The organism is Burkholderia sp. RF4-BP95 (genome assembly GCF_001521985.1).
Lineage (GTDB): Bacteria > Pseudomonadota > Gammaproteobacteria > Burkholderiales > Burkholderiaceae > Burkholderia > Burkholderia diffusa.
Window position 1 is genome coordinate 300,531 of sequence record NZ_LOSX01000018.1, and the last position, 26,638, is coordinate 327,168.

At 64.5% G+C, this 26,638-nt stretch carries 20 protein-coding genes, 1 tRNA gene and 1 pseudogene; 18 read left to right on the forward strand and 4 right to left on the reverse strand.

What is annotated here, in order from left to right:
• Nucleotides 1-199 precede the first annotated feature (199 nt).
• Entirely contained in the window at nt 200-343 is a 144-nt protein-coding gene (locus tag WS46_RS35950; RefSeq protein ID WP_006479318.1) for a hypothetical protein, read from the forward strand.
• A 228-nt stretch (nt 344-571) separates the two neighbouring features.
• A complete protein-coding gene (gene galU / locus WS46_RS06075; protein ID WP_034179975.1) occupies nt 572-1,459 on the forward strand; it encodes a UTP--glucose-1-phosphate uridylyltransferase GalU in 888 nt (295 codons plus the stop codon).
• Between the two features lie 318 nt (nt 1,460-1,777).
• Here the strand turns inward: galU and WS46_RS06080 are convergent, their stop codons facing one another.
• A complete protein-coding gene (locus WS46_RS06080) occupies nt 1,778-2,896 on the reverse strand; it encodes an acyltransferase (protein ID WP_059689715.1) in 1,119 nt (372 codons plus the stop codon).
• 268 nt (nt 2,897-3,164) lie between these two features.
• On the opposite strand from WS46_RS06080, the gene WS46_RS06085 reads away from it, so the two are divergent.
• Both WS46_RS06085 and WS46_RS06090 read left to right on the forward strand, forming a co-directional pair.
• On the forward strand, nt 3,165-3,614 hold the full coding sequence (locus WS46_RS06085) for an HU family DNA-binding protein (protein ID WP_011548077.1): 450 nt from the start codon (nt 3,165-3,167) through the stop codon (nt 3,612-3,614).
• A 259-nt stretch (nt 3,615-3,873) separates the two neighbouring features.
• Nucleotides 3,874-4,674 (forward strand): AadA family aminoglycoside 3''-O-nucleotidyltransferase, encoded by an 801-nt coding sequence (locus tag WS46_RS06090; RefSeq protein WP_059690191.1) that lies wholly within the window; start codon nt 3,874-3,876, stop codon nt 4,672-4,674.
• 137 nt (nt 4,675-4,811) lie between these two features.
• On the opposite strand, the gene WS46_RS06095 is transcribed toward WS46_RS06090, so the two are convergent.
• From WS46_RS06095 to WS46_RS06105, 3 genes are all read right to left on the reverse strand, one after another.
• Entirely contained in the window at nt 4,812-5,285 is a 474-nt protein-coding gene (locus tag WS46_RS06095; protein WP_059689716.1) for a VOC family protein, read from the reverse strand.
• Between the two features lie 467 nt (nt 5,286-5,752).
• Complete coding sequence (locus WS46_RS06100) at nt 5,753-6,910, reverse strand: porin (protein ID WP_059689719.1); 1,158 nt, start codon at nt 6,908-6,910, stop codon at nt 5,753-5,755.
• Nucleotides 6,911-7,337: 427 nt separating this feature from the next.
• Nucleotides 7,338-8,258 carry a YihY/virulence factor BrkB family protein gene (locus tag WS46_RS06105; RefSeq protein ID WP_059524789.1) on the reverse strand — a complete coding sequence of 307 codons (921 nt, stop codon included), beginning with the start codon at nt 8,256-8,258 and terminating at the stop codon, nt 7,338-7,340.
• Nucleotides 8,259-8,399: 141 nt separating this feature from the next.
• Between WS46_RS06105 and fdnG the strand changes: the two genes are divergently transcribed.
• The 14 genes and pseudogenes from fdnG to WS46_RS06180 all read left to right on the forward strand — a co-directional run bounded on the left by fdnG (nt 8,400) and on the right by WS46_RS06180 (nt 26,544).
• Nucleotides 8,400-11,471, forward strand: coding sequence for a formate dehydrogenase-N subunit alpha (fdnG, locus tag WS46_RS06115; protein ID WP_156437126.1), 3,072 nt, complete (start codon nt 8,400-8,402; stop codon nt 11,469-11,471).
• A gap of 10 nt (nt 11,472-11,481) precedes the next feature.
• Nucleotides 11,482-12,396, forward strand: a complete 915-nt coding sequence (gene fdxH, locus WS46_RS06120; protein ID WP_059524795.1) for a formate dehydrogenase subunit beta — start codon at nt 11,482-11,484, stop codon at nt 12,394-12,396.
• Nucleotides 12,393-13,019, forward strand: a complete 627-nt coding sequence (locus WS46_RS06125; RefSeq protein ID WP_059524797.1) for a formate dehydrogenase subunit gamma — start codon at nt 12,393-12,395, stop codon at nt 13,017-13,019. The genes fdxH and WS46_RS06125 overlap by 4 nt, the downstream gene beginning before the upstream one ends.
• A 109-nt stretch (nt 13,020-13,128) precedes the next feature.
• Nucleotides 13,129-14,064, forward strand: a complete 936-nt coding sequence (fdhE, locus tag WS46_RS06130) for a formate dehydrogenase accessory protein FdhE (protein ID WP_179949127.1) — start codon at nt 13,129-13,131, stop codon at nt 14,062-14,064.
• Nucleotides 14,065-14,121: 57 nt separating this feature from the next.
• Nucleotides 14,122-15,561 (forward strand): L-seryl-tRNA(Sec) selenium transferase, encoded by a 1,440-nt coding sequence (gene selA, locus WS46_RS06135; RefSeq protein ID WP_059689724.1) that lies wholly within the window; start codon nt 14,122-14,124, stop codon nt 15,559-15,561.
• On the forward strand, nt 15,558-17,483 hold the full coding sequence (gene selB / locus WS46_RS06140) for a selenocysteine-specific translation elongation factor (RefSeq protein WP_059689726.1): 1,926 nt from the start codon (nt 15,558-15,560) through the stop codon (nt 17,481-17,483). Before selA ends, selB begins: the two co-directional genes overlap by 4 nt.
• A gap of 30 nt (nt 17,484-17,513) precedes the next feature.
• Nucleotides 17,514-17,609: transfer RNA gene (locus WS46_RS06145), tRNA-Sec, on the forward strand.
• 354 nt (nt 17,610-17,963) lie between these two features.
• Entirely contained in the window at nt 17,964-18,923 is a 960-nt protein-coding gene (locus WS46_RS06150; protein WP_059689729.1) for a LysR family transcriptional regulator, read from the forward strand.
• Between the two features lie 498 nt (nt 18,924-19,421).
• Nucleotides 19,422-19,979, forward strand: a complete 558-nt coding sequence (locus tag WS46_RS06155) for a response regulator transcription factor (RefSeq protein WP_257129936.1) — start codon at nt 19,422-19,424, stop codon at nt 19,977-19,979.
• A gap of 503 nt (nt 19,980-20,482) precedes the next feature.
• The gene (locus tag WS46_RS06160; RefSeq protein ID WP_059689734.1) at nt 20,483-21,181 is read left to right on the forward strand and encodes a response regulator transcription factor; all 699 of its coding nucleotides are present in this window, start codon (nt 20,483-20,485) and stop codon (nt 21,179-21,181) included.
• 262 nt (nt 21,182-21,443) lie between these two features.
• Nucleotides 21,444-23,879 (forward strand): annotated as a pseudogene (locus WS46_RS35065) (YadA-like family protein); the annotation flags it as partial.
• Nucleotides 23,880-23,950: 71 nt separating this feature from the next.
• On the forward strand, nt 23,951-24,664 hold the full coding sequence (locus WS46_RS06170; protein ID WP_059689739.1) for an OmpA family protein: 714 nt from the start codon (nt 23,951-23,953) through the stop codon (nt 24,662-24,664).
• 1 nt (nt 24,665) lies between these two features.
• The gene (locus WS46_RS06175; protein WP_059689741.1) at nt 24,666-26,234 is read left to right on the forward strand and encodes a glycosyltransferase family 9 protein; all 1,569 of its coding nucleotides are present in this window, start codon (nt 24,666-24,668) and stop codon (nt 26,232-26,234) included.
• Nucleotides 26,209-26,544 (forward strand): H-NS family nucleoid-associated regulatory protein, encoded by a 336-nt coding sequence (locus WS46_RS06180; RefSeq protein ID WP_059689743.1) that lies wholly within the window; start codon nt 26,209-26,211, stop codon nt 26,542-26,544. Before WS46_RS06175 ends, WS46_RS06180 begins: the two co-directional genes overlap by 26 nt.
• Nucleotides 26,545-26,638 lie beyond the last annotated feature (94 nt).

The window sequence follows — 26,638 nt, forward strand, 5'->3', positions numbered from 1 at the left end:
TGCGACGGATGAAGGGGATGGTCCAATCGTAATGCGCAAGAATTCGATCGAATGAATAAAAAAATCTCGCCGGGAAATGACGGTGTTTCAGATGGTGGTTTTATTCCGGTCTGAAAGCGGTTTCGCCGCCGCCACAATTATTTGCCGATTTTTTTCTGATAGCTTGAAGCTCCAGTTGATTGATGCAAGGAGCGGCAAGATGGACATGCATTGGATCGCGAGCGCGGCAGTACTGCTGGTCATGGCCGTGCTGTCGGCGTACCGCGAGGCGCTGAAGAACGAGCCGATTCGCCCGGGCCTCGAGCGGGGCGGCGTCCCGTATATCGAGGAATTCGAATCGTAAGAATTTGTATCCGGAAAATCGGTAATTTGTTTATGTGTCGGCGCCGGGTTCGGCAATATCGACCGGATTCGCGGATTATCTATTTTCCGGAAACATGGGCAATAGGTCCATATCGAAAATGAGCGGAGTGGAATTGGCCGTGCCGCCGGTTCTCGATATGCCGTTCGAAAAACAATCGCGCCGGGTCGCCCAGCGACGCGGCGCAGTCAACGCAATCAGGATGCGAACATGTTGAAAGTCACCAAGGCCGTGTTCCCCGTCGCCGGTCTCGGCACGCGGTTCCTCCCGGCAACGAAGGCGAGCCCGAAGGAGATGCTGCCCGTCGTCGACAAGCCGCTGATCCAGTACGCGGTCGAGGAAGCGATCAACGCCGGTATCACCGAGATGATCTTCGTGACCGGGCGCAGCAAGCGCGCGATCGAGGATCACTTCGACAAGTCGTACGAGATCGAGGCCGAACTCGAGGCGCGCGGCAAGGAAAAGCTGCTCGAACTCGTGCGCGGCATCAAGCCGAGCCACGTGAACTGCTTCTACGTGCGCCAGCCGGAAGCGCTCGGTCTCGGCCACGCGGTGCTGTGCGCGGAAAAGCTCGTGCACGGCGAGCCGTTCGCGGTGATTCTCGCCGACGACCTGCTGCACGGCGAACAGCCGGTGCTCAAGCAGCTCGTCGACGTGTTCGACCACTATCACAGCTCGGTGATCGGCGTCGAGACGATTCCGCGCGAGGACAGCCGCTCGTACGGCGTCGTCGAAGGCCGCGAGTGGGAAGAGGACATCATCAAGCTGTCGGGCATCATCGAGAAGCCGGCGCCGGAAGACGCGCCGTCGAACCTCGGCGTGGTCGGCCGCTACGTGTTCATGCCGACGATCTTCGATCACCTGCGCAAGCTCAAGCCGGGCGCCGGCGGCGAGCTGCAGCTGACCGACGCGGTCCAGACGCTGCTCGCGAACGAGCAGGTGCTCGCGTATCGCTACTACGGCACGCGTTTCGATTGCGGCAGCAAGATCGGCTATCTCAAGGCGACCGTCGAGCTCGCGCTCCAGCATCCGGAAGTGAGCCGCGAATTCGAGGCGTACCTGCGTACCTGTCTGCCCGCGCTGGCTGCTGTCGCATAAGCAGCCGCGCTGCTCCGTTGTTTCAGGTGGTGGTTGTTCCGTTGGCCCCGGCTGCTTCGTGCGTCGGGGCTTTTTTGCGTGTGGACGAAGTGCAGGCGTGCGGCGGCGGGTGACCGGCGATGCGGATGTCGGGCGGGTTCGAGCAGGTGTGTGCGCGACGATTCTGGTATGCCGCCGGACGGTGATGCCGGTTCGAGCGCGCGTTGAGCGATGCGCCGGATGCCGCGGCGATGAAACCGGTGCCGGCGCGCCCGCCGCTTGCGCGCTGATGAGCGACGGTTGCGTACAGGCTGCGTCGCGTCCGCGCCGGTATCGCGCTCAGCGCGGCGACGTGCTCGGCCGCGCGACGAAGTACCGGGCCAGCATCGCGGCGATCGGCTTCTTGAAGTCGAGCAGGCGCCGTTCCAGATAGCGCCACGACAGATGTGCGAGCAGCACGGCAAGCGCGAACTGCAGCAGTTCGGGCAGCACGTCCCGGACGATTCCGGGCACCGGCGCGTGCGCGAACAGCGCGGGCATCTCCCCGAAACGTGCCGGGATCAGGTTGTGGAACAGGTAGAAGCCGTAGCTGATCGTGCCGAGATAGACGAGCGGCGCCCAGTCGAGCAGTGCCACGGCCGGATGGTCGGGTTCGGTGACGATCCACAGCATCAGCGCGCCGAGCGACGCGGACAGGCCGAGATCCGCGAGCCCCGTGACGACGTCCGGCAGCATCGTGAACGCGGGCAGCGCGAGGAAGAACACGACGCCGGCGGCGCCGAGCCAGCCGGGCGGAATGCGGCGGACGACGTCCTGGCCGCGATCGGCGAGCGCCATCGCGCCGACGCCGCCCAGCGCGATCAGCGCGAAATTCCACGGGGAAAACGCGTAGATCAGCACCGGCGATGCATCGACCGCGTAGAGCGCGAGATGCGTGAGCGCGCACAGCGCGATGGCCGCGACGCCGAGCACGACGTGGCGCGCGGCCGGCACCGCGAGCAGCGTGAGCGGCGCAATCAGATAGAACTGCTGCTCAACCGCGAGGCTCCAGAAGTGCGACGTGGAGCCCGGCCAGCCGTCCTTGACGACGCCGATCCAGTAATTCGACAGGAACGTGGCGTGCCAAGCGAGCCCGAGATCGACGCCGCGCTGGTAGAACAGCGCGTGCGCGATCGCGAGCGCGGCGAGCAGCAGGTAATAGACGGGAAAGATCCGCAGCGCGCGCTTCGCGAGAAACAGCGCCAGCGCATGACGGCGCGTCATCGCGCCGCACTCGATCGCCTGACGATTGCGATGCAGTTCGCCGACGATCAGGAATCCGCTGATGAAGAAGAACGTCCACACACCGAGCTTGCCCACGTCGACGGCGAGGACGTGGCCCTTGTGGGACAGGAAAACGAGGATGACGGCGATGGCTCGCAGGCCGTCGAGTCCTTTGACGTATCTGACTTCGCGCATGAAGGCATCCGGGGCACTGAGCGAGGTCAGTATAGGTGCGCAAATATCGAACGTAATTCGCGATCGGACGCGTTTGGACGTATACGTGAAGGCGTTTTTCGATGCTGGAGCGGCGTCGAAGTCGGTCGCGCGCAACAAAACCTGCGGGAAACCCCGCGAAAACGCATAAAAGTACTCCACGAAGCGTCAAGGCGCTTGTAGAATCCGGCGTTGAAGCGCGCGCGTTGCACGCTTCGTGTATCCAACGACCACACCTGGTAGGAGAAACATGGCGACTTCCGCAAAAAAGGTGGCCAAGAAGGCTGCCGCACCGGCCACCAAGAAAGTGGCTGCCAAAAAGGCTGCGCCCGCGAAGAAAGTAGTGGCCAAGAAGGCTGTCGCGAAGGCAGCACCGGCTGCTCCGACGCCGCTGAAGGACAAGTTCACGAAGGCATCGCTCGCAACGCACATCGCTGAGCGCGCAGCTGTCGAAGTGAAGGCGGTCAAGGCAGTGCTCGTCGCACTCGAGAACGTCGTGCTGGGCTCGGTTCACAAGAAGGGCGCAGGCGAGTTCACGCTGCCGGGTCTGCTGAAGATCACGGCGCAAGTCGTGCCGGCGAAGAAGAAGCGCTTCGGCAAGGATCCGTTCACGGGCGAAGAGCGCTGGTTCCCGGCAAAGCCGGCCAGCGTGCGCGTGAAGGCACGTGCGCTGAAGAAGCTGAAGGACGCGGCTGCGTAATGCCGCGTAACGGTCGCCGAATGCATGTCGGCGGCCGTTGCGATGTCCGACGATCCCCGTACGCGAAAGCGTACGGGGATTTTTATTGCGCCGCGCAAATCGAACGGCCGCGTCGGTATCGCACGGCGCGGATACGGCATGACGTGACGCGCATCCGGTGTGGCGGGCCGCTTGCGCGGATGGCCGGATCGTCGTGTTCGTGCCGGCGCGCGGCGCTGCATCGCCGCGCGTTGCGCGTGCGTCGCGCGGGGTTTGCGCGATGAACGCGACGATCGTTCCCGCCGAGATCGCCGAGCAGGTGACGGTCGCGTGCGCCGCGATCGAACGGCATCTCGGCGCGACGCTGCAGGCGATGCATCTGTTCGGTTCGGCGCTCGACGGCGGGCTGAAACCGCGCAGCGACATCGACCTGCTGGTGACGGTTGTCGCATCGCCGGGCGAAGCGGTGCGGCGCGCGCTGATGCTCGACTTGCTCGACGTGTCTGCGCCGCCGCGGAGCGAGGCGCTCATGCGCGCGCTGGAAGTAACCGTGGTCGTGCGCGGCGACGTGGTGCCGTGGCGTCATCCCGCCCGGCGCGAACTGCAGTTCGGCGAATGGCTGCGCCGCGATCTGCGCGCGGGCATCGTCGAGCCGGCATGCGTCGATCACGATCTGGCCATTCTGTTGACGAAGGTGCGGCAGCACGACGTTGCGCTGCGCGGGCCGCGCGCGGCCGCGTGGTTCGACGCGGTGCCCGCACGCGATTTCGTCGCCGCGCTCCTCGCCACGGTTGCGCAGTGGAATGCCGAGCCCGACTGGCGCGGCGACGAATGCAACGTCGTGCTCGCGCTCGCGCGCATCTGGTACAGCGCCGCGACCGGCAGGATCGCGCCGAAGGATGTCGCCGCGGCGTGGGCGCTGGAGCGCCTGCCCGACACGTACCGCCCCGTTCTGTCGGCCGCGCGTACCGTCTATCTGCGCGGTGACGGCGACGGTGCCGATGCGCTGTTGTCGGGCCAACCGGTCGCTGCATTCGTGCGTTACGTGCGACGGATCGTCGAAGCCATGTTGTCGGCGTAGCCGCGCGCGAACGGCCGCTGCCCGCGATTGCGTCGCGGCGCGATGCAATCCCGTCGACGGCCGCGGTCAGGCGCGTATCGCGCGCGCCGCGGGCGTGCCGATGCCCGCGCGAAGGAGGCTGCGGCGCCGGTGCTTCGTCAGCCCGCCGTGCCGGCGTAGGCGGCCTTCAGCGCGGCGACGTCGAACTTCGTCATCTGCATCATGGCCGCGGCCACGCGCGCCGCCTTGACCTCGTCACGGTCGGCCATCATCGGGATCAGCGCGTCGGGCACGATCTGCCATGAGACGCCGAAGCGGTCACGCAGCCAGCCGCAGCCGTCGGCCGTGCCGCCGTTGTCGAGCAGCGCGCTCCAGTAGCGGTCGAGTTCCGCCTGGTCGGCGCAACTGATCATCAGCGAGATCGCGTGGTTGAACGTCTCGGTGCGCGGGTGGCTCATCGCGATGAACGGCTGGCCGAACAGCTCGAATTCGACCATCCGGGTGCCGCTGGTGCCGGGTATCGCCGTGACGCGCACGACGCGCGAGTTCGGGAAAATGCCCGCGTAGAAGGCCGCGGCTTCTTCGGCTTCCGTCGCATACCAGAGGAACGGCGTGATCTTCTGAATCGTCATGGAGCGTCTCCTGTCGGGTGTCGGTGAGGGATGGGGCAATCCGCGTGCCGCCATCGATACGACGGATGAAGGCCGTCGAAATCGACAATTCGAAGCATAGTGCTTCGCCTCGCTGTATCGAAATCGGCAGGGTGGGCGCGCAAGCGTCCGTTGCGATGGCGGATTCCGTCGTCGCGCGTCAGGGGATATGGCGAGGTTCGCGTGGCGGCATGCGCCTGACCGGCGGTATGCGGCCGTCGGACAGAAAGGGGTGTCCGGATGCCTCAGGACAGGCTTCCAGCGCGCGACAGGCGGTCCAGGAGCCGCTCCCGGCCGGTTGCCGTACCCAAGTGTCGACCACGACCATCGCCCGCCACGGCGCCGCCGGCAACGGACGAAAAAAAACCAGCCACGGCCGAAACCGGTGACTGGTTTTGCAGTTCGGCGACATGGCGTCGGAGACGCCATGCACACCGGAAACGTACTTCTTAGAACTTGTGGCGAATGCCGACCGCGACCAGCTCGGCCGAGCTCTTGCCAGCGAAGCCGTACGAAGCGATCGACGCTTGCGCGCTTTGCTGCACGCCGTCGACGAGCTGCGTGCCGCTTGCGTGCTGGTATGCGCCAACCAGGTAGACGTCCGTGCGCTTCGACAGCGAGTAGTCCGCGCCGACACCGACTTGGTGGTACTTGGCCGACGTGTCGCCGCTAGCCTTCGTGTACGAGTAGCCGAGGCCCAGCAGCAGCGGCGGCGTGACCTGGTACGTCACGAACGCGCGGCCCGTGTTGTACTTTTCGGTCGAGCCGAAGCCCGAGAATGCGTCCGGCTTGTACTGTGCGTTGCTGTAGCCGAGGCCGAACGTCACCGGGCCGAGGGCATACTGGCCTGCGACTTGCGCGATGGCGATCGACTTCGCCGTTGCGTAACCCGAGTTGATCGGGCCGTCGAAGATCGCGTCGGACGTCGTCGAACCCCAGCCTGCGCGGCCGACAGCCGTCGTCGGCGACGGGTTGGCTGCGTAGAAGTAGCCTGCTGCAACGCCGACCGGGCCGTTGTTGTAGGCAGCCGCGACCGACCACGTCTGGCCCGAACCCGTCTTGCCTGCAACGCCGCCGAGAGCGTACATGCCTTCGACCTGGAAGCCTGCCCAGACCGGCGACGTGTACTTGATTGCGTTGCTGACGCGCAGCGAGTTGTCGTTGTTGTCGACGTCGCCCGGCGTTGCCATCACGCTGCCGAAGTAGTTGTCAGCCGTGACTGCCTGGACCAGGTCGACCAGCGGGTCATACTGGCGGCCGAGCGTCAGCGTACCGTACTGGGCGCTCTCGAGGCCGACGTATGCCTGACGACCGAACATGCGACCGCCCTGGTTCAGGTGGCCGGTGCCCGGATCAAAACCGTTTTCCAACTGGAAGATCGCCTTCAGGCCACCGCCGAGGTCTTCAGCGCCTTTCAGGCCCCAACGGCTGCCTTGCAGGTTGCCCGACAGCATTTGCCACGAGTTGTTGGCCTGGCCGTTGTTGCCGTGAACCCATGCGATCGACGTATCGATCACGCCGTACAGCGTGACGCTCGACTGAGCGTGAGCAGCGCCAGCGGCGCCCAGCAGGGCGAGCGAGAGGGTCGAGAGTGCGAGTTTCTTCATCGTTGAGTATCTCCACGCAAATGAATCGTCATTCGTTATTTGTTGCGGATTGGAGAATAGCTCAGTGCCATACGTGCAAGAAAGCTTAAAAAATAAAGTGTCTCGAAAAGGTAACAGCCGAAAAAAATCCATATATATCAAGGACATCAACGACTGTTCCTCTTTTTGAAATAGTTGACATTTGGTGCGCTGCGATTGTTGCAACTGTTGATGCGTTCGGCAGGAGAAGGGCGGATTTCGCCGGTTCGTACGCGGAAATCGAGGCATGCAAACGTTTGCCGTTGCAGCGCGCATCGCCTGCCGACGCAAAGATCGCGTCAACGTGCGCGAATGCGTGGCGGGCGGGGTGGTTGCGGAAAGGGAGGCGGTCGCGTAGGGCGGCGATACGACGCGCGCGGCGCGACCGCGGGAAGCAATACGTGGGGAATCAGTCGCCGCTTGCGCGATCGGTCGGCGCGGCCGCGGCCGCAGTGTTGCCGGTGCGGCGATGCGCATCGCCGCGCGCGGCCGCGAATTCCGCGCCGAGCAGCAGCACGGCCGCCGAGAAGTACAGCCACATCAGCAGGACCGCGAACGATCCGGCCGCGCCGAACGCGCTGGCCGTGCCCGCGCGCGCGAGGTACAGCGCGAACAGCTTCTTGCCGCCCGAGAACAGGATCGCGGACACGATCCCGCCGATCGTCGCGTCGCGCCATGCGACGCGCGCATCGGGCAGGAACTTCATCAGCGCGGCGAACGCGCCCGCGAGCACCGCGATGCCGACGAAGAACTGCAGCAGATTGGTGATCACGACGTACGGCGAATCGCCGAGCAGCCAGGTGCCGACGAACGTGATCGCGGTATCGAGCACCAGCGACACGATCAACAGGAACGCGACGCCGAGCACGAGCCCGAACGAAACCAGCCGCACGCGCACGAGCCCGAGCATGCTCGACCAGCGGCTTTCCGTGCTTGGCCAGATCACGCTCAGCGCGGTGTTCAGCGACGCGAACGTCGCCGACGCGCCGACCGCGAGCGCGGCGAACGAGATCAGCGTCGCGATTCCGCCGCGCTCGCCGGCGCGATGCGCGTTCTGCACGATCGTCTGGATGCTGGCCGCCGCGTCGTCGCCGATCAACTGATGCGCCTGCTCGAACACCTGGCCGCGTGCGGCGTCGTCGCCGTAGAACCAGCCGGCCACGGCGATCACCATCACGAGCGTCGGCGCGAGCGAGAACGCGGAGAAGAACGCGATGCTCGCGGCCATCGCCGAGCAGCGGTCGGACGAGAAGCGCTTGAACGCGTTGAGCGCCCAGTTGGCCTGTTGTTGCGCGAGACGGGTGGCTTCGGACGTGATCGGTCGTTTCATGACGGTTCGGTTGGGCGTTGTACGCGAGGACAACGGGGGATCAGACAAATCCGTATTGATCCGAGGATTCGATCATAGTTGCCTGAACTGTCTATAATTCCTTTCAGTTTCACCTCACCCCACAAAAACGCCGAGACCATCATGCTACAAATGTCCCGGCGCCAGTTCCTGAAGGTGACGGCCACGTCGCTTGCCGGATCGAGTCTTGCCCTGATGGGCTTTTCTCCGACGGAAGCGCTCGCCGAGGTCCGACAGTACAAGCTGGCGCGCACAGTCGAAACGCGCAACACCTGCCCTTATTGCTCGGTGGGTTGCGGCATCCTGATGTATAGCCTCGGTGACGGCGCGAAGAACGCACAGCCGAGCATCATCCATATCGAAGGCGATCCCGACCACCCCGTCAATCGCGGCACGCTGTGCCCGAAGGGCGCGAGCCTGATCGATTTCATCCACAGCCCGAACCGCCTGACGCATCCCGAATACCGCGCGCCCGGCTCGGACAAGTGGGAACCGATCTCGTGGAACGACGCGCTCGACCGGATCGCGAAGCTGATGAAAGCGGACCGCGACGCGAACTTCGTCGAGACGGCCGAAGACGGCGCGAAGGTCAACCGCTGGCTGACCACCGGCATGCTGGCCGCGTCGGCGGGTAGCAACGAAGTCGGCTACCTGACCCACAAGACTATCCGTAGTCTGGGGATGCTCGCATTCGACAATCAGGCGCGTGTCTGACATGGCCCGACGGTGGCAGGTCTTGCCCCGACGTTTGGCCGTGGAGCGATGACGAACCATTGGGTCGACATCAAGAACGCGGACGTGATTCTCGTGATGGGCGGCAATGCAGCCGAGGCCCATCCGTGCGGTTTCAAGTGGGTAACGGAGGCGAAGGCGCACCGCAAGGCGCGGCTGATCGTCGTCGACCCGCGCTTCACGCGTACGGCCTCGGTGGCCGATTACTACGCGCCGATCCGCACCGGCACCGACATCGTCTTCCTGGGCGGTGTGATCAACTATCTGCTGACGAACGACAAGATCCAGCATGAGTACGTAAAGAACTACACGGACTTCTCGTTCATCGTGCGCGAGGATTTCGCGTTCAACGACGGCATCTATTCCGGCTACGATGCGGAGAAGCACGCGTACCCGGACAAATCGAGCTGGGACTACGAACGCGGCGACGACGGCTTCGTGAAGGTCGACCCGACGCTGCAGCATCCGCGCTGCGTGTACAACCTGCTGAAGCAGCACTACGCGCGCTATACGCCGGACATGGTCCAGCAGACGTGCGGCACGCCGAAGGAGAAATTCCTGAAGGTGTGCGAAATGCTCGCGACGACGGCCGTTCCCGGCCGCGCCGGCACGGTGCTGTACGCGCTCGGCTGGACCCACCATTCGATCGGCGCGCAGATCATCCGCACCGGCGCGATGGTTCAGCTGCTGCTCGGCAACATCGGCATCGCCGGCGGCGGCATGAACGCGCTGCGCGGCCACTCGAACATCCAGGGGTTGACCGACCTCGGGCTGATGTCGAACCTGCTGCCGGGCTACATGACGCTGCCGATGCAGGCCGAGCAGGATTTCGACGGCTACATCAAGAAGCGCACGCAGCTGCCGCTGCGACCGAACCAGCTGAGCTACTGGAAGAACTACAAGGCCTTCCACGTCAGCTTCATGAAGTCGTGGTGGGGCGATGCGGCGACCGCCGAGAACAACTGGGCCTACGACTACCTGCCGAAGCTGGACAAGCAGTATGACCTGCTGCAGGCGATCGAGCTGATGAATGCCGGCAAGATGAACGGCTACATCTGCCAGGGCTTCAACCCGCTCGCGGCGGCGCCGTCGAAGGTGAAGACGGCGGCAGGCCTCGCGAAGCTGAAGTGGCTCGTGATCATGGATCCGCTCGCAACCGAGACGTCCGAGTTCTGGAAGCATCACGGCGACTACAACGACGTCGATGCGTCGAAGATCCAGACCGAGGTGTTTCGTCTGCCGACCACGTGCTTCGCGGAGGAAAACGGTTCGCTCGTCAGTTCGAGCCGCGTGCTGCAATGGCACTGGAAGGGCGCGGAGCCGCCGGGCCAGGCGCGCAGCGACCTCGAGATCATGTCGGGGCTGTTCCTGCGCATGCGCAAGATGTACCAGACGGACGGCGGCAAGTATCCGGATCCGATCGTGAACCTGACCTGGCCGTACGCGAACCCGGAAAGCCCGACGCCCGAAGAGCTCGCGATGGAGTTCAACGGCCGTGCGCTCGCCGACTTGCCCGACCCGAAGGATCCGGCCAAGACGCTCGTGAAGAAGGGCGAGCAGCTCGCCGCGTTCGCGCAGCTGAAGGACGACGGCACGACCGCGAGCGGCTGCTGGATCTTCTGCGGTGCCTGGACGCAGGCCGGCAACCAGATGGGGCGGCGCGACAACTCGGACCCGACCGGCATCGGCCAGACGCTGAACTGGGCGTGGGCCTGGCCGGCCAACCGGCGGATCCTGTACAACCGCGCGTCGTGCGACGTGAGCGGCAAGCCGTTCGACCCGACCCGCAAGCTGATCGGCTGGAACGGCAGCGCGTGGAAGGGCGCCGACGTGCCGGACTTCAAGGCCGACGAATCGCCCGAGAACGGGATGGGTCCGTTCATCATGAACCCGGAAGGCGTCGCGCGCTTCTTCGCCCGCGCGGGGATGAACGAAGGTCCGTTCCCCGAGCACTACGAGCCGTTCGAGACGCCGCTCGCGGCGAACCCGCTGCACCCCGACAACCCGCAGGCGCTGAATAACCCGGCCGCCCGCGTGTTCCCGGACGACCGCGCGTCGTTCGGCAAGGTGTCGGAGTTCCCGCACGTCGCGACGACTTACCGGCTGACCGAGCATTTCCACTACTGGACCAAGCATGCGCGGCTGAACGCGATCATCCAGCCCGAGCAATTCGTCGAGATCGGCGAAGATCTCGCGAAGGAAGTCGGCGTCGCGCATGGCGATCGCGTGAAGGTGTCGTCCAAGCGCGGCTACATCGTCGCGGTCGCGCTCGTCACGAAGCGGATCAAGCCGCTGACGATCGAGGGCAAGAAGGTCCAGACGGTCGGCGTCCCGTTGCACTGGGGCTTCAAGGGTCTGACGAAGCCCGGCTATCTCGCCAATACCCTGACTCCGTCCGTAGGCGACGGCAACTCGTACACACCGGAATTCAAGTCGTTCCTGGTGAAGGTCGAAAAGGCGTAAGGGGGAAGAGATGGCATTGCAATCGCTGGATATCAAGCGCGTCTCGGCCACCACGACGCCACCGCCCACGGTGCGCGAACCGGTGACCGGGAGCGTCGCGAAGCTGATCGACGTATCGAAGTGCATCGGCTGCAAGGCATGCCAGACGGCATGCATGGAGTGGAACGACCTGCGCGACGAAGTCGGCACCAACGTCGGCGTGTACGACAACCCGTCCGACCTGTCCGAGCACTCGTGGACGGTGATGCGGTTCTCCGAATACGAGAACCCGGCAGGCGACCTCGAGTGGCTGATCCGCAAGGACGGCTGCATGCATTGCGAGGATCCGGGCTGCCTGAAGGCGTGCCCGTCGCCGGGCGCGATCGTGCAGTACAACAACGGGATCGTCGATTTCCACGAGGAAAACTGCATCGGTTGCGGCTATTGCGTGACCGGCTGCCCGTTCAACGTTCCGCGGATCTCGAAGAAGGATCATCGCGCATACAAGTGCACGCTCTGTTCCGACCGTGTCGCGGTCGGCCAGGAACCGGCCTGCGTGAAGACCTGCCCGACGGGCGCGATCGTGTTCGGCACCAAGGAGGACATGAAGCAGCACGCGGCCGAGCGGATCGAGGACCTGAAGGAGCGCGGCTTCGAGCATGCGGGGCTGTACGACCCGCAGGGCGTCGGCGGCACGCACGTGATGTACGTGCTGCACCACGCGGACAAGCCGTCGCTGTACCACGGGCTGCCCGACAATCCGTCGATCAGCCCGATGGTGAAGCTGTGGAAGGGCATCGCGAAGCCGCTCGCGGTCGCCGGGCTCGCGCTGACCGCGCTGGCCGGGTTCTTCCACTACACCCGGGTCGGTCCGAACGAGGTCAGCGAGGACGAGGAAGCCGCCGCCCGCGACGAGGCGCGACGCATCAAGGAGGACGCAAAATGAAGCACGACGACCCCAACCTGATCGTCCGCTACACGCCGAACGAGCGCACGAACCACTGGATCACCGCGATCACGTTCGTGCTGCTCGCGCTGTCCGGGCTCGCGCTGTTCCATCCGTCGATGTTCTGGCTCACCGCGCTGTTCGGCGGCGGCCAGTGGACGCGGATCCTGCATCCGTTCGTCGGTCTCGTGATGTTCGTGTCGTTCGCGATTCTCGTGGTGCGCTTCTGGCACCACAACGTGCTCGACGCGGATGACCGGCAATGGCTGAAGCAGATCGACGACGTGCTGACCAACCAGGAAGACAAGCTGCCGCCCGTCGGGCGCTATAACGCCGGACAGAAGCTGCTATTCTTCACGTTGGTGGCGTGCCTGCTGTTGCTCCTGCTGTCGGGGATCGTGATCTGGCGACGCTACTTCTCGTTCTACTTCCCGATCGGGATGATCCGCGCGGCGGCCGTCGTGCATGCCGTGGCGGCCTTCGTGCTGATCGCGAGCATCATCGTGCACATTTACGCGGCGTTGTGGGTGAAGGGCTCGATCGGGGCGATGGTGCGCGGCACCGTCACGCTGGGCTGGGCCCGCAAGCATCACCCGAAGTGGTTCCGTGAAAGCGTGAAATAACGCACCGGAGCGGGGCGGTACGCCGATTGCGGCGCGCCGCCCCGCCTGCCGCCGGGACTGCCTGAAGAGCGCCGATCCGTCGGCGCTTGTTTTTTTGGATGACATTTTCGTGACACAACGCATTCTCGAACCGACCGAGATCTCGACGCTCGATCATTCGGCCATTCCGCGCTTTCGCCTGCCGGAGCGCGACACCGTGTTTGCCGCGCGTGCCGCACGGCTGCGCAAGCTCGCCGACCTGAACCCGATCAGCGGCTACCTGCGGCTGATGGCGACCGTCGCCGATGCGCAGCACGCGACGCTGCAGGCGCTGAACCTGCCGATGCCGTCGCCCGAAGCGATCGCGCGTGCGCAGCAGCATTCGATGCCGCTCGTGCCGGCGCTCGACGGCGAGCGCAACCCGCAGTGGCGGGCCGTGCTGTACGAACTGCTCGACCGCGTCGAAAGCGCCGGGCTCGTCAATCCGTCGCTCGCGAAGCTGCTCGACCGGCTGCGCCTGATGGCGCCCGCCGAACTCGACGCACAGGCCGACGCGATCCTCGCACTGCGCTTCGCCGAAGTCGATCCGGCCACCGCGCCGTTCCTGATGGCCGCGTTGCAGGTCGTCTGGACCGATCTCGCGAGCCGCGTCGCACCGGCCGACGTCCCATATCTCGACCAGCCGGGGCTGTGCCCCGTGTGCGGCTCGCATCCGGTCGCGAGCGTCGTGCGCGTCGGCGGCCAGTTCCAGGGCTACCGCTTCCTTCAGTGCGGGCTGTGCACGACCGAGTGGCACATGGTGCGCACGAAATGTTCGCACTGCGACTCGACCAAGGGCATCGCCTACCACGGGATCGAGGGCGGCAGCGAAGCCGTCAAGGCCGAGTCGTGCGACGAATGCAAGACCTATCGCAAGATCGGCTACCAGGAGAAGGACTACGAGTTCGAGCCGCTGGCGGACGATCTCGCGAGCCTCACGCTCGATCTGCTGATGAACGAAGCCGGCTACCAGCGCAGTTCGCCGAACCCGCTGCTGTGGCCGGACATGTCGCGCGAAGCGGAGTGACGGCAGGGCAGCCGGTGTCGGCTGCCCTGCCGCGCATGGAAATGGAGCCACCATTACGTGACCGAACCGGGTTTGAATGAATTGAATGCCGTCCTCGCGCGCGTGCCGTCGGTAGAGCGCGTGCTGTCGTCGGCACCGCTGCAACCGCTGCTCGCCGACCATGGCCGCACCCGCGTGCTGAACGCGGTGCGTGCCGAACTCGAACGCTGGCGCACCGCCGCTCAGCAGGATCCGTCGGCGGCCGAGCCGCTCGACGAGCCGCGCATCGCCGCGGCCGTCGCCCGCACGCTGGCCGCACAGAACGCGGGCACCGTGCGCCCGGTGTTCAACCTGACGGGCACCGTGCTGCATACCAATCTCGGGCGCGCGTTGTTGCCCGACGACGCGGTGCGTGCGGTGGTCGACGCGCTTACCCAGCCCGTCAACCTCGAATTCGATCTCGCCACCGGCCGCCGCGGCGATCGCGATGACCTGATCGACGATCTGCTGTGCGAACTGACCGGCGCGGAAGCCGCGACCGTCGTCAACAACAATGCCGCGGCCGTGTTGCTGACGCTGTCCGCGCTTGCACCGAAACGCGAAGTGATCGTGTCGCGCGGCGAGCTGGTCGAGATCGGCGGTGCATTTCGCATTCCCGACATCATGAGCCGCGCGGGCGCGAAGCTGCGCGAGGTTGGCACGACCAACCGCACCCATCTGCGCGACTACGCGGATGCGATCGGCCCGCGCACGGCGATTCTGATGAAAGTGCACTGCAGCAACTATGCGATCAGCGGCTTCACGAAGGAAGTGACGCTGGCCGAACTCGCGCCGCTCGCACGCGAGCGCGGGCTGCCGGTTGCCGTCGATCTCGGCAGCGGCACGCTCGCCGACCTGACGCAGTGGGGCCTGCCGCACGAAACGACCGTGCAGGAAACCGTCGCCGCCGGCGCGAACGTGGTCACGTTCAGCGGCGACAAGCTGCTCGGTGGGCCGCAGGCCGGCCTGATCGTCGGCGATCGCGCGCTCGTCGCGAAGATCAAGAAACATCCGCTCAAGCGTGCGCTGCGCGTCGGCAAGCTGACGCTCGCCGCGCTCGAACCCGTGCTGCGGCTCTACCGCGCGCCGGAATTCCTGCGCGAGCGGCTCACCACGTTGCGCTTGCTGACGCGGCCGCAGCGCGATATCGCCGAGGCCGCCGAGCGCGTGCGCCCCGCGTTGCAGGCCGCGCTCGGCAGCGGTTTCGACGTGACGGTCGAGCCGATGTTCAGCCAGATCGGCAGCGGTGCGCTGCCGATCGATCAGTTGCCGAGCGCCGGGCTCGTCGTGCGCACGCCGGACGGCAAGCGCGGCGGCCGCGCGCTCGCGCAACTCGAGAAGAAACTGCGCGAATGGCCGCGTCCGGTGATCGGCCGCATCGCCGACAACGCGCTGCGGCTCGACCTGCGTTGCCTCGAAGCGGCAGACGAAGCGGCATTCGTCGCGCAATGCGTGCAGGTCGCGGGGCCGGCTGCATGATCGTCGGTACCGCGGGGCACATCGACCACGGCAAGACCACGCTGGTGCGCGCGCTGACGGGCGTCGATACCGACCGCTTGAAGGAAGAGAAGGCGCGCGGCATTTCGATCGAACTCGGCTATGCATATACGCCGCTCGAGAACGGCGACGTGCTCGGCCTGATCGACGTGCCGGGCCACGAGAAGCTGATTCATACGATGGCGGCCGGCGCGTGCGGAATCGACTTCGCGCTGCTCGTGATCGCCGCCGACGACGGCGTGATGCCGCAGACCCGCGAGCATCTCGCGATCCTGCAACTGCTCGGCGTCACGCATGGCGCGGTCGCGCTGACGAAGTGCGATCGGGTCGACACCGCACGCCTGTCGGCGGTGCGCGACGAAATCGCCGCGTGGCTGCACGGCACGACGCTCGATCGCGCACCGATCTTCGAAACCTGCGCGACGCGCGAGGACGATCCGGGCGTCGCCGCATTGAAGCGTCATCTCGCCGATGCGGCGCTCGCGTGGCGCGCTCGTCGCGACGACGGCCTGTTCCGGCTCGCGGTCGATCGCGTGTTCACGCTCGCCGGGCAGGGCACCGTCGTGACGGGTACCGCGTTCGCGGGCCGCGTGGCGACCGGCGACACGCTCGCGGTCGTGCGCACCGGCGCCGCCGCGCGCGTGCGCAGCATCCATGCGCAGAACCGGCCGGTCGGCGCGGGCCGCGCGGGCGAGCGCTGCGCGCTGAACCTGGCCGGCGTCGACAAGGCGGACGTCGAGCGTGGCGATACCGTCGCGGACGCGCGGCTCGTCGCGACGTCGCTGCGTCTCGACGTCGACCTGACGCTGCTGGCCGATGCGGGGCTCACGCTGACGCACTGGGCGCCGCTGCACGTGCATCTCGGCACGCTGCATCGCGTCGCGCACGTCGCGCTGCTCGACGGCGATACGCTCGCGGCCGGCCAAAAGATGCGCGTGCAACTGGTGTTCGACGAACCCGTGTTCGCGCTGCCGGGCGACCGCTTCATCGTCCGCAATCCGCAGGCGACGCGCACCGTCGGCGGCGGCCGCGTGCTCGACCCGTTCGGTCCCGCGCGCAAGCGCCGCACGCCCGCGCGTCGCGCATGGCTCGACGCACTCGCGGCATGGCTCGACGAAGGGCGGCTCGATGCGCTGCTTGCGCAGGCGCCGCTCGGTATCGCACGCACGATGCTCACGCACCTGACGGGCTTCGCGCCCGACGCGCTCGCGTTGCCGGACGACGCCCTGGCGATCGGTCAGCGCGAGCGTGCGTCGAACGACGGCACGGTGATCGCGCGCGCGCACTGGCATGCGCTGCAGGCGCGGGCGCTCGACACGCTGCGCGCGTATCACGAGCGCGTGCCGGACGAGCAGGGGCTCGATGCGGCGCGCCTGCGACGGATGGCGGCGCCGCTCGTCGGCGACGTGCTGTGGCGCGCGTTGGTCGATGCGCTGGTGGATGGCGGGGAGGTCGCGCGAAGCGGGCCGTGGCTGCATCTGCCGGCGCATGCGGTGAGTTTCGATGCGCGCGAGGAAGCGCTGGCGCAGCAACTGCTGCCGCTGATTCATGCGGGGCGCTTCGATCCGCCGTGGGTCCGCGATCTGGCGCGCGACACGGGGGCGGCCGAGGATGCCGTGCGCACGCTGCTGCGCAAGCTCGCGCGGCGCGGCGACGTGCATCAGGTCGTGCGCGACCTGTTCTATCACGCGGATGTCGTGCGCGAACTGGCCGGGCTGGTTGCCAATCTCGCGCCGACGCGCGGCGGCGGGCTCGATGCGGCGACGTTCCGCGACGCGACCGGGCTCGGCCGCAAGCGGGCGATCCAGATTCTCGAATTCTTCGATCGGGTTGGGTATACTCGCTTCCACCGCGATCTTCACTTCCTGCGGCCTGACAGCGGTTGGATGGGTGTACAGGCGTAGGCGCTCGTTGTTCTTTTGGTTTTTTCCCACGGAAGGCATTCGTATCCGGTGGTACGGCCGGGCTTCAAACCCGGTTGGGGGTGTCAGACACTCCCGGGTCAGTTCGACTCTGGCTGCCTTCCGCCAGTCTTGGCTTCCCGCGCATTCCGGCGGCTTCCGTAAACGTGCCGCGGGCCGCCCGGCAAGGGTTTGCGTGAATTGTCGCGTAGGTGCGCCTCGCAATAGCGTTATGTCGCAAAGTGCGATCGATACCGATCCGACACCACCGCCGAGCCCACCGATGTCGCGCACCTGGTGGCTGGCGTTCGTTTGCTTTCGTGCCGAGGCAAGCGAGCGATTCAACGGGTGACTCGCCGGTCCGAGCGACGGCAGTACCCCGCATTAGATCGCCGAAGTTCGACCGAGCCGCCGCGAATCGCGGCCGTCGACCCAGCCGCACCGACAGCGTTACCGGGCGAAGTCGCTTACGGAGAATGCCGATTGAACGTTTCACTTCGACATTTGCGTGCCTTTGTGGCAGTCGCGAGACAGGGCAGTTTTACCGCCGCGGCCACCGAGCTGTGCCTGACGCAATCCACGCTGACCAAGACGATTCGCGAATTCGAAGCGATGTTGGGCGTCGATGTACTCGAACGGAACACGCGCCGCCTCTCATTGACTTCTTACGGTGCCTCCTTTTTCGTTGACGCTGTTCGGATACTCAACGACCTTGAACTCGCACTGAAGGGGATCAACGAACAGGTGCGCGGGTGCAGCGGCACGGTGCATGTCGCAAGCGGGCTTGCGTTCGGCTCCACCGTGATGCCGCGCGTGATTCAGGCGCTTCATGCAAGAGAGCCCGGCATTCACGTCAGCTTGATCGACGATACCAGCGGCGGCGTGATCCGGCGGATCGAATCGGGCGAAGTCGATGTCGGTATCGGCTCCTATATCGGCATGGCGGGCAGTGTGCTGAACGCGAGATTGCTGTTGACAGCCCGGCTCGGCGTCGTTTACCCCGCTGGCCTGACCAACGTTCCGGTGCCGCTGACCCTCAAGGACCTGAGCGAGCTGGCGATTCTGCGAGATGCCGACGATTCGAGCATCGCTGCCGCATTGAGGCAATACGCGCCGCTCCTTTGGGAGCGCATGGCGCGCAGGGTCACTGTCACGAGCCTGGATATGCAGCTTGCGCTCGTGCGAGACGGGATCGGTGCATGCGTCATTTCGGCGCTGGCGGCCTCGCATCCGGGCGCGCTCGGACTGCCTTATCGGCTCATCGAATCGCCGGTGCTCCAGCGCGACGTCTATGTTTTCACCCGCCGCGAGGTGTCGTTGTTGCCGGCGGCAGCCAGATTCCTGGAGATCCTGACCGAAGTGCTGCCGACGATCGACTTCGTTGATGGGGTCCAATTGGCCTCCGATGTCGTCGGTGCAGGCAAGTCGCCTTGCACGTCATGAGTTTGGCCGCGGCGTTGCATCGCGCGCTGTTGCAGGCGTAAGCGCCGGGCAATTGAAGGGGCGGGGCGCGCATTCATGCCCAGGGCGAATTGATCCAGTCGAATATGTCAATTTACAAGGCCTGCTGACCGCCCCGAGAATGCGCTGCAAGTCATCGGACGCGTCGATCGAGCGAATGCCGATTTGCCGCCGGGAACAGGAACCGGAGCGGAAGTATCGACGACCCATTATTAAAAACCATAAAGACGGTGCCGAGAGTCGATACATGCGGCATTGCTCGGGCATCGAATCGGTCAGGGTATGTGCAATATACACGGAGTCTTGTTCCTCGACGGCGACGAACGGCAGGCACGCATGATTGACGGGCCGCTCGCGCGGGCAGGATACAGGGTCGAACACTATCAATCGGGGCGGCGCGGCGATGCGCAGGCTGACAAAAAGCCTGCCGACCATCGTCGTGCTTGAGCGGCGCTTGCCTGATATCGACGGCTCGAAGTCCTGGTCTGGATCAGGACCCGTTTTCCGGATCTTCCCGTGGTTGTTCTGGGCGGTGCCGTGCTCGAGCACGACGTGGTGGCCGCGTTGCGCGCGGGCGCCGACGATTTCGTCCGCAAGCCCGTGTCGGAAGATGAATTCGTCGCGCGGATCGCGGCACAGATCCGACGACATCGCCGTCCGGCGCCCGCCGTCATTGAAATCGGACATCTGATCATCGACGTCCAGATGAAAGAAGTCATGGCGGCCGGCAACCTGGTACGGCTAATACCGATCGAATATCAGATCGTCGAATTGCTGGTTCAGGATATCGGTGTGGTGATTCAGCGCGAAACGATCGCGACCCTTGTCTGGGGCCGCCCCATCGACGAGGCGGTATCGCGATCGCTGGACATGCATATCTACCGGATCAGGCGAAAATTGCGGTTGCACGCGTTGTCCGGGCTCGTGCTGCGCTCGGCCTACACGCTCGGATACAGGCTCGAGTATGTGAGTCGCGAGCCATCGAGACGCACACATGTCGACGCGCATGATCGTGTCGACGGTCGGATTGCGAGCTAAAGGCGGCGCGTGGCGAAGGCCAGGCGGGCTGCGAACCCTCGATGCGGTGGGAGGGTTTCATGATCGGACCGATTGTGGCAGCAGGGTTCAGGTTGCGTGCCGAACCTTGCGCGAGATGAAATATTCAGAATTGTTGTGAAATTGGCCCGGAAATATTGTCGAAAATTGAGACAAGAAGTACTTTGAAAATCCATAAAGAAGTGTGCGAAAGATGTGAATGCGCGAGTCTGCGGACACGACCCGCGACAAGCAGACTTCAGGCCCGAGAGGTCGACCACCGGCCTTGCGTTCTGGCTGATTCGGCGTACCGCAGCCGGATGCCAGTCGAGCCGCCATCAATCAAGTTCCGTGTCCAGGCGACGAATGACGCGCGGTGTATCCGTCGAGTCATCCTGCACCGTGGGGTTGCCCTCTGCACAAGCCGGTTCTCGACAGCGCGCGAATCATGTGCGGCGCGGATATTTGCGCATGTACAGCCATTTCGGTAGCAGTCGAGGCAGACAGTGATTATTTATTTGATCGAGGATGACGAGGACCAGGCGCGGTGTTATCAAGCGATGCTGGAGCGGGCCGGGTGGTGCGTGCAGGTGATACCGGAAGGCACGCGTGCATTGAGGGAGATCCAGCGTGCGGCGCCGGACGTTGTCGTGCTCGATCTCCGGTTGCCGGATATCGATGGGCTCGAAGTGATTGCATGGCTGCGCGAACGCTACGTGGCGCTGCCGGTGCTGGTGCTGACGAACGCCATTCTCGAATCGGATCTCGTCGAAGCGCTGGAAGCAGGCGCCGACGACTATCTCGTCAAGCCGCCGCGCGAGCGGGAACTGGTGGCGCGCATCAAGGCACTTCATCGCAGGACCATCGAAATCAGGGAAAACCTGACCACGATCACGTTCGGTGCATACCGGGTTGAGACGGTGCAGCGCGAAATCTATCTAGGCAGCGAACGGGTTTCGTTGTCACCCAAGGAATACGAAATTATCGAGTTGCTGGCGCGGAATGTCGGACAGGTCGTATCGCGCGAAACGATGATCGGTCGAGTGTGGGGGCGTTCAGTCGGGGACGAGAGTTCCCGCACGCTGGACACGCATATCTACCGAATCCGGCAGAAGCTCAATCTGTCGCGGAGCAACGGCGCACTGCTTCGTTCGATCTATACACACGGATACCGGCTGGACGAGTTGAGCTGCGCGACAGAATAAGCAATCCGATTGGTATTCGCCCAGATCAACCGGAGGCGATGCGTTTTTTTGGGGGGGGCTCTAAAAGAGATCGTGATATATCGAATTCTCTTCCGCAAACGTTTTACTTGTAAATTTAATTAATAACTTAATGGGTTTGATTTTCAATGTTTAAAGAATCCGGATAGGAAAGTTCAGATTTGATGTTGTCCGTAAAAAATAAATTCCTCACTGCAATTTGATGTTTTTGAATCGACTTGGTGAGGATGAAATGAACAAGACATATCGGGTGAGGTGGAGCGAGTCGCGGGGCGAGTGGGTAGTCGCGCCGGAAACGACATCGGCAGCGGGGAAGGGGTGTTCGCAGAAGTCCGAGCGGAAGGCGCGTGTCATTGCTCGCGCAAGCGCACTTGCATTTGCGCTTGGTGTCGCTGCGTGCGGTGCGGCATACGGGCAGGCATCAGGCTTTTCTGGGGTGCCGGACACGAATGGCGGCAAGGTGGGCGGAATCCCCACGGGCAATGCGACAACCGACTTTATCGCCATCGGTACCGGTGCCGGACAGAACGTGAGCGCGCCTGCAAGTAACGGTACCCAAAGCCCCGGCGCGAATTATGCAATCGGGACGTCGGCGGGCAACAACGTGACCGGAGACTACAACACGGCGCTCGGTAGCAACGCGGGCAGCAATGTGACCGGATCGAATAATAATGCGATCGGCTCTCAGGCGGGACAGAACGTCAGCGGTCTGGGCAATCTCGCGATTGGCGACCGGACAGGCAACAACGTGAGCGGTGTCCGCAACCTCGCGATCGGCGACTTTGCCGGAACGAGCGTGACGGGTGACGACAACCAGGCGAGCGGCAATATGGCCGGCTACAACGTAACCGGCTCGGACAACCAGGCCAGTGGATACCACGCGGGTTTCAACGTCGTGGGCCACCGTAATCTCTCGCAAGGCACTCTGGCTGGCAATGCCGTTTCCGGTGTTGATAACCAGGCGACGGGGGAGAGTGCAGGCAACAATGTGACCGGCAATTACAACCAGTCGAGCGGCTTCCAGGCCGGTAGCGGCGTATCGGGCAGCAGCAATCAGGCAAATGGCTTCAAGGCAGGTCAGAACGTCAGCGGTGGGGGCAATCTGGCCTTCGGAAGTACCGACCCTGGCGATACGACGGTCGGTACCGGCAGCAATGTGACAGGGAGTAGTAACCAGGCCATGGGGCATCAGGCCGGACAAAACGTGACGGGCGACAACAACATCGCGTTCGGCACGTCGGCAGGCAACAACGTGACCGCCAGCCGCACGATCAGCATAGGCAATGCCGCTGCGGCAACAGCCGATGACGCGATTGCGGTCGGCACGAGCGCCGTGGCCAATTCGGCCAGCGCCGTCGCGATCGGCAACACGTCCACGGCCACCGGCGGTCAGGCCGTATCGATCGGCACCGCCAACACGGCCAGCGGAAACGGCGCTGTCGCGATCGGCGATCCCAACGTCGCGACCGGCACCGGCGCGGTCGCGCTTGGCGCGAACAATACGGCAACCGGCCAGGGCGCCGTCGGCCTCGGCAACCAGAACTCGGCGACAGGCCAGGGTTCGGTCGCGATCGGCAATACGTCGGTGGCTTCCGGTGCAGGGTCGATCGCGTTCGGCGATACAGCCAACGCGTCCGCGAACGGCGGTGTCGCGCTGGGTAGCGGTGCGGTTGCCGATCGTGCGGGCTTGAACGGCGCAACGGAACTGTTCTCGAACGTGGCCGTGAGTTCGACCGCCGGCGCCGTGTCGGTCGGTGCACCCGGGGCGGAGCGCCAGATCACGAATGTAGCGGGCGGCACGCAGGATACCGACGCGGTCAACGTCCGCCAGCTCAAGTGGGTGCACGACAACGCGGTCAATTACGACATCAACCCGGACGGCACGATCAATTACAACAGCGTCACGCTGAACCCGGGCGGCCTGCCGGTCGGCATACATAATCTCGCTCCCGGCGTCGTCGGACCGAATAGCCTCGATGCGGTCAACGGAAGTCAGTTGTACAACCTGAAGAACGATCTGACGAATTCGATCGACCAGGTTCAACAGAACCTGGACAAGACCAACCAGACGCTCAACCAGACCAATCAGACGGTTAAACAGATTCAGGCGGTGCCGCCGTCGACGACGGGCGGTGACAAGTGGGTGACTGGTAATCCGACGACCTACACCGCGCCGGTTGCGACCGGGGTCGATTCGACTGCGATCGGATCGGGTGCCCAGTCGAGCGGCCGCAACAGCGTCGCGCTCGGTAACGGGTCGAGCGACGGTGGTCAGGATAACGTGGTGTCGATCGGCTCCGCGGGTAACGAGCGTCGTATCGTCAACGTCGCGAAGGGGGTGAACGGTACCGACGGCGTCAACGTATCGCAGTTGAACGACGCGATCAATCAGACGACCGACAATTTCAACCAGCAACTCGGCGGGATTCGCCAGGACGTCAACAACCTCGCGCGTAACGCATACGGCGGCATCGCCGCCGCGACTGCGCTGACGATGATTCCCGAAGTCGACAAGGACAAGACCATTGCGGTGGGTGTCGGTGGCGGTACCTATCGCGGGTACCAGGCGGTGGCGATCGGTGCGACGGCGCGCATTACCGAGAACATCAAGTTCCGTGCCGGCGTTGGCATGAGCAGCGGCGGGACGACGGCGGGTGTCGGCGCCTCGATGCAGTGGTAATCGACGTTCATTCGATACCAAGGGGCGCGTCGTCGATGCGCCTCGTCTCGACACACTAGGGGATACAAGTCATGTACAAAGCAACTTTCATCGGCGTCTCGGCAGCACTTCTGCTCGGCGCGTGCACCAGCGCAACGGGGCCGCGATTCAACGCATATGTCGTATCGGACAACGCGGGAGCGAAATCCTACAAAGTAGAATGTCACGGTCTTTTCGAGGGCGCCGGCGTTTGCCGCGACAAGGCCCAGGAAATCTGCGGCGACCAGAAGGTACACGTTCTGCAGGGCGTCGGGCCGCTCCGTCACGACGACGATGTCCGCACGCTGGTGTTCCAGTGCGGCGAGCCGGAGCAGCCGGTTGCGCAGCAGCCGGTGCCGGTGCCGGCCCCGGTGGCGGCGGCGCCCGCTCCGATCCGCCTGAGTGCCGACGCGATGTTCGCATTCGACCGTGCCGACGAAGCATCGATGACCCCGCATGGTAGGCAGAAGCTGTCGCAGCTCGCATCGGCGTTGAAGGATCAGCACGTCAGCGCCGTGTCGATCGTCGGGTATACCGACCGTCTTGGCGGCAGCGACCACAATCAGAAGTTGTCCGAAGCACGAGCGAAAACGGTCGGCGACTATCTGGCTGCTGCCGGCGTGCCTGCGAACGACATCCATACCGAAGGCCGTGGCGCGAGCGATCCGCTCGTCGAGTGCCGGCAAGGCGACCGGAAGGCGCTGATCGCCTGCCTGGCACCGAATCGCCGCGTCGAGGTTTCCGTAACCGGCGCAAGCGGAGTGTGACATGAAACCGGCCTTCGATGCTTGCGGCTGGATCGCGCGTGCCGAGCAACTGCTCAATGCCGGCCGTCCGGACGAGGCCGGACTATTTGCTGCGGAGGCGCTCGCGGTTGCACCGGAAGACGCGCGGGCGTTGAAGCTCTTCGGCATCGTCGCATGCGTGCGCGGTGACTATGCGTTAGGGCTTCTGTATCTCGAACGAGCATGCATCCGGATACCGGACGATGCGAATCTACATTACAACCTCGCCGTCGCCCTCGAACGAACGGGCGCGCGCGAGCGTGCGGCATTGAGCTATCGAAACTGCCTGCGGCTGCAGCCGGATCACCCGGATGCATTGTGGAACTATGGCGAATACCTTCGATTGAACGATCACTTCGAAGAGGCGGCGCGCTGTTTCGATACATTGGAAGCAGCAGGGCATCGATATCCGTCGATGCACCACCGGATGGCCGTCGTTTGCGCGCATTTGCGGCGGTTCGACGAGGCGTCGATGTACTTCGATCTCGCGATGATGGAGGGCGCCGACACGCGGTTGACGCAGTGGGAGCGAGCACATTTCCTGCTGGGGACGACGGGCTGCACACAAGGATGGCCGGATTACGACATGCGTTTCGAGATCGGACACCTGATCAACGTCTCTCGCCATCCGTTCCAGATGCCGCTTTGGCGTGGAGAAGCACTCGACGGCAAGACCATTCTCGTGCATGGCGAGCAGGGGCTCGGCGACGAGATCATGTTCGCATCGATGATCGCCGAGCTGGCCCGGAGCGCGCGTCACGTCGTGCTCGCCTGCGCGCCGTCACTCGTGACGTTGTTTCAGCGTTCGTTTCCGTCCGTTACCGTACGTGCCCATCGCGTCGGGGTGGCGCCCGCGGCAATCGGCGACCTGGGGCTGATCGACTATCAGTCGCCGATCGGCAGCCTCGCGCGCTGGCTGCGTCCGACCGCCGCATCGTTCGGCGAAGGTGCGCCGTACCTGCTGGCGAATCCGGAGAAAGTCGAATGGTTCGGCACGCGGCTTCGCGCGCTCGCGCCGCAATCGGCTCACACGATGAGGGTCGGTGTGACGTGGGGCTCGAATCCGGCAAAGTCGGTGCCCTCCGCGGCGCGCCGGGCCAGCCGGAAGAGCATTCCGTTGCCGATGCTCGAGCCTCTTGCGCAATGCCGGGACGTCCAGTTCGTCAGCTTGCACAATGCCGAACTCGGAGAACAGGCCGCGGGCGCGCCGAACCTCGATCTGATCGATTTCAGCCACGCATTGCGGGATTTCTCGGACACGGCGGCGCTCGTCGCGAATCTCGATGCCGTCGTGACGGTCGATACATCGGTCGCTCATCTGTCCGCCGCATTGGGAAAACCAACCTATGTATTGCTGATGCGCCATTGCGACTGGCGGTTCGGCTATGAGGGCGACCGATGCAGCTGGTATCGGTCGATGACGCTGTTGCGCCAGACGACGCAAGGTGACTGGCGCTCGGTCGTGGATCGGGCAGCCGATGTGTTGAATCGCCATCCGCGTCAACCTGTAATGGAGGAGGAACGCGGTGAACACGGATCCGCAGTTGACTGAGAGGTTGCTCGAGATACAGGCCGAGATCGAAGCATTGAGCCGGAAGGCGAAAGCCGCGGCAATCGTGCAGGTCGTGCAATTGATGTCCCAATACGGAATCCTCATCAGCGACCTGAACGACATCGAGCATACGTCGCCGGTACGCAAGGCGAGGGCGAAGTACTGGGACCCGCAGACGGGGCAGACGTGGGCCGGGCGCGGGAGGGTGCCGAAATGGCTTGTCGGACGGGATCTGGATGCCTATCGGATTGGCAGTGCGGCGCATCCGGATACGGACGATTCGGGCGCTGACAGGCAAGACGCCAAGTAGTCGGGGCCGGACGAGACGGACGAGATTTCCAGGCGGGCGTGCTGTTTTCGCGCGACCCGGTCGTTCGCGCCTCGGCCGTGACGGATCCGGGGCT

Coding starts and splice junctions, on each gene's coding strand:
- WS46_RS06170 (WP_059689739.1), top strand. CDS start 23,951: ATGTACAAAGCAACTTTCATCGGCGTCTCGGCAGCACTTCTGCTCGGC.
- selB (WP_059689726.1), top strand. CDS start 15,558: ATGATCGTCGGTACCGCGGGGCACATCGACCACGGCAAGACCACGCTG.
- WS46_RS06125 (WP_059524797.1), top strand. CDS start 12,393: ATGAAGCACGACGACCCCAACCTGATCGTCCGCTACACGCCGAACGAG.
- WS46_RS06085 (WP_011548077.1), top strand. CDS start 3,165: ATGGCGACTTCCGCAAAAAAGGTGGCCAAGAAGGCTGCCGCACCGGCC.
- WS46_RS06105 (WP_059524789.1), bottom strand. CDS start 8,258: ATGAAACGACCGATCACGTCCGAAGCCACCCGTCTCGCGCAACAACAG.
- WS46_RS06100 (WP_059689719.1), bottom strand. CDS start 6,910: ATGAAGAAACTCGCACTCTCGACCCTCTCGCTCGCCCTGCTGGGCGCC.
- WS46_RS06095 (WP_059689716.1), bottom strand. CDS start 5,285: ATGACGATTCAGAAGATCACGCCGTTCCTCTGGTATGCGACGGAAGCC.
- WS46_RS06175 (WP_059689741.1), top strand. CDS start 24,666: ATGAAACCGGCCTTCGATGCTTGCGGCTGGATCGCGCGTGCCGAGCAA.
- WS46_RS06090 (WP_059690191.1), top strand. CDS start 3,874: ATGAACGCGACGATCGTTCCCGCCGAGATCGCCGAGCAGGTGACGGTC.
- WS46_RS06080 (WP_059689715.1), bottom strand. CDS start 2,896: ATGCGCGAAGTCAGATACGTCAAAGGACTCGACGGCCTGCGAGCCATC.
- fdxH (WP_059524795.1), top strand. CDS start 11,482: ATGGCATTGCAATCGCTGGATATCAAGCGCGTCTCGGCCACCACGACG.
- WS46_RS35950 (WP_006479318.1), top strand. CDS start 200: ATGGACATGCATTGGATCGCGAGCGCGGCAGTACTGCTGGTCATGGCC.
- galU (WP_034179975.1), top strand. CDS start 572: ATGTTGAAAGTCACCAAGGCCGTGTTCCCCGTCGCCGGTCTCGGCACG.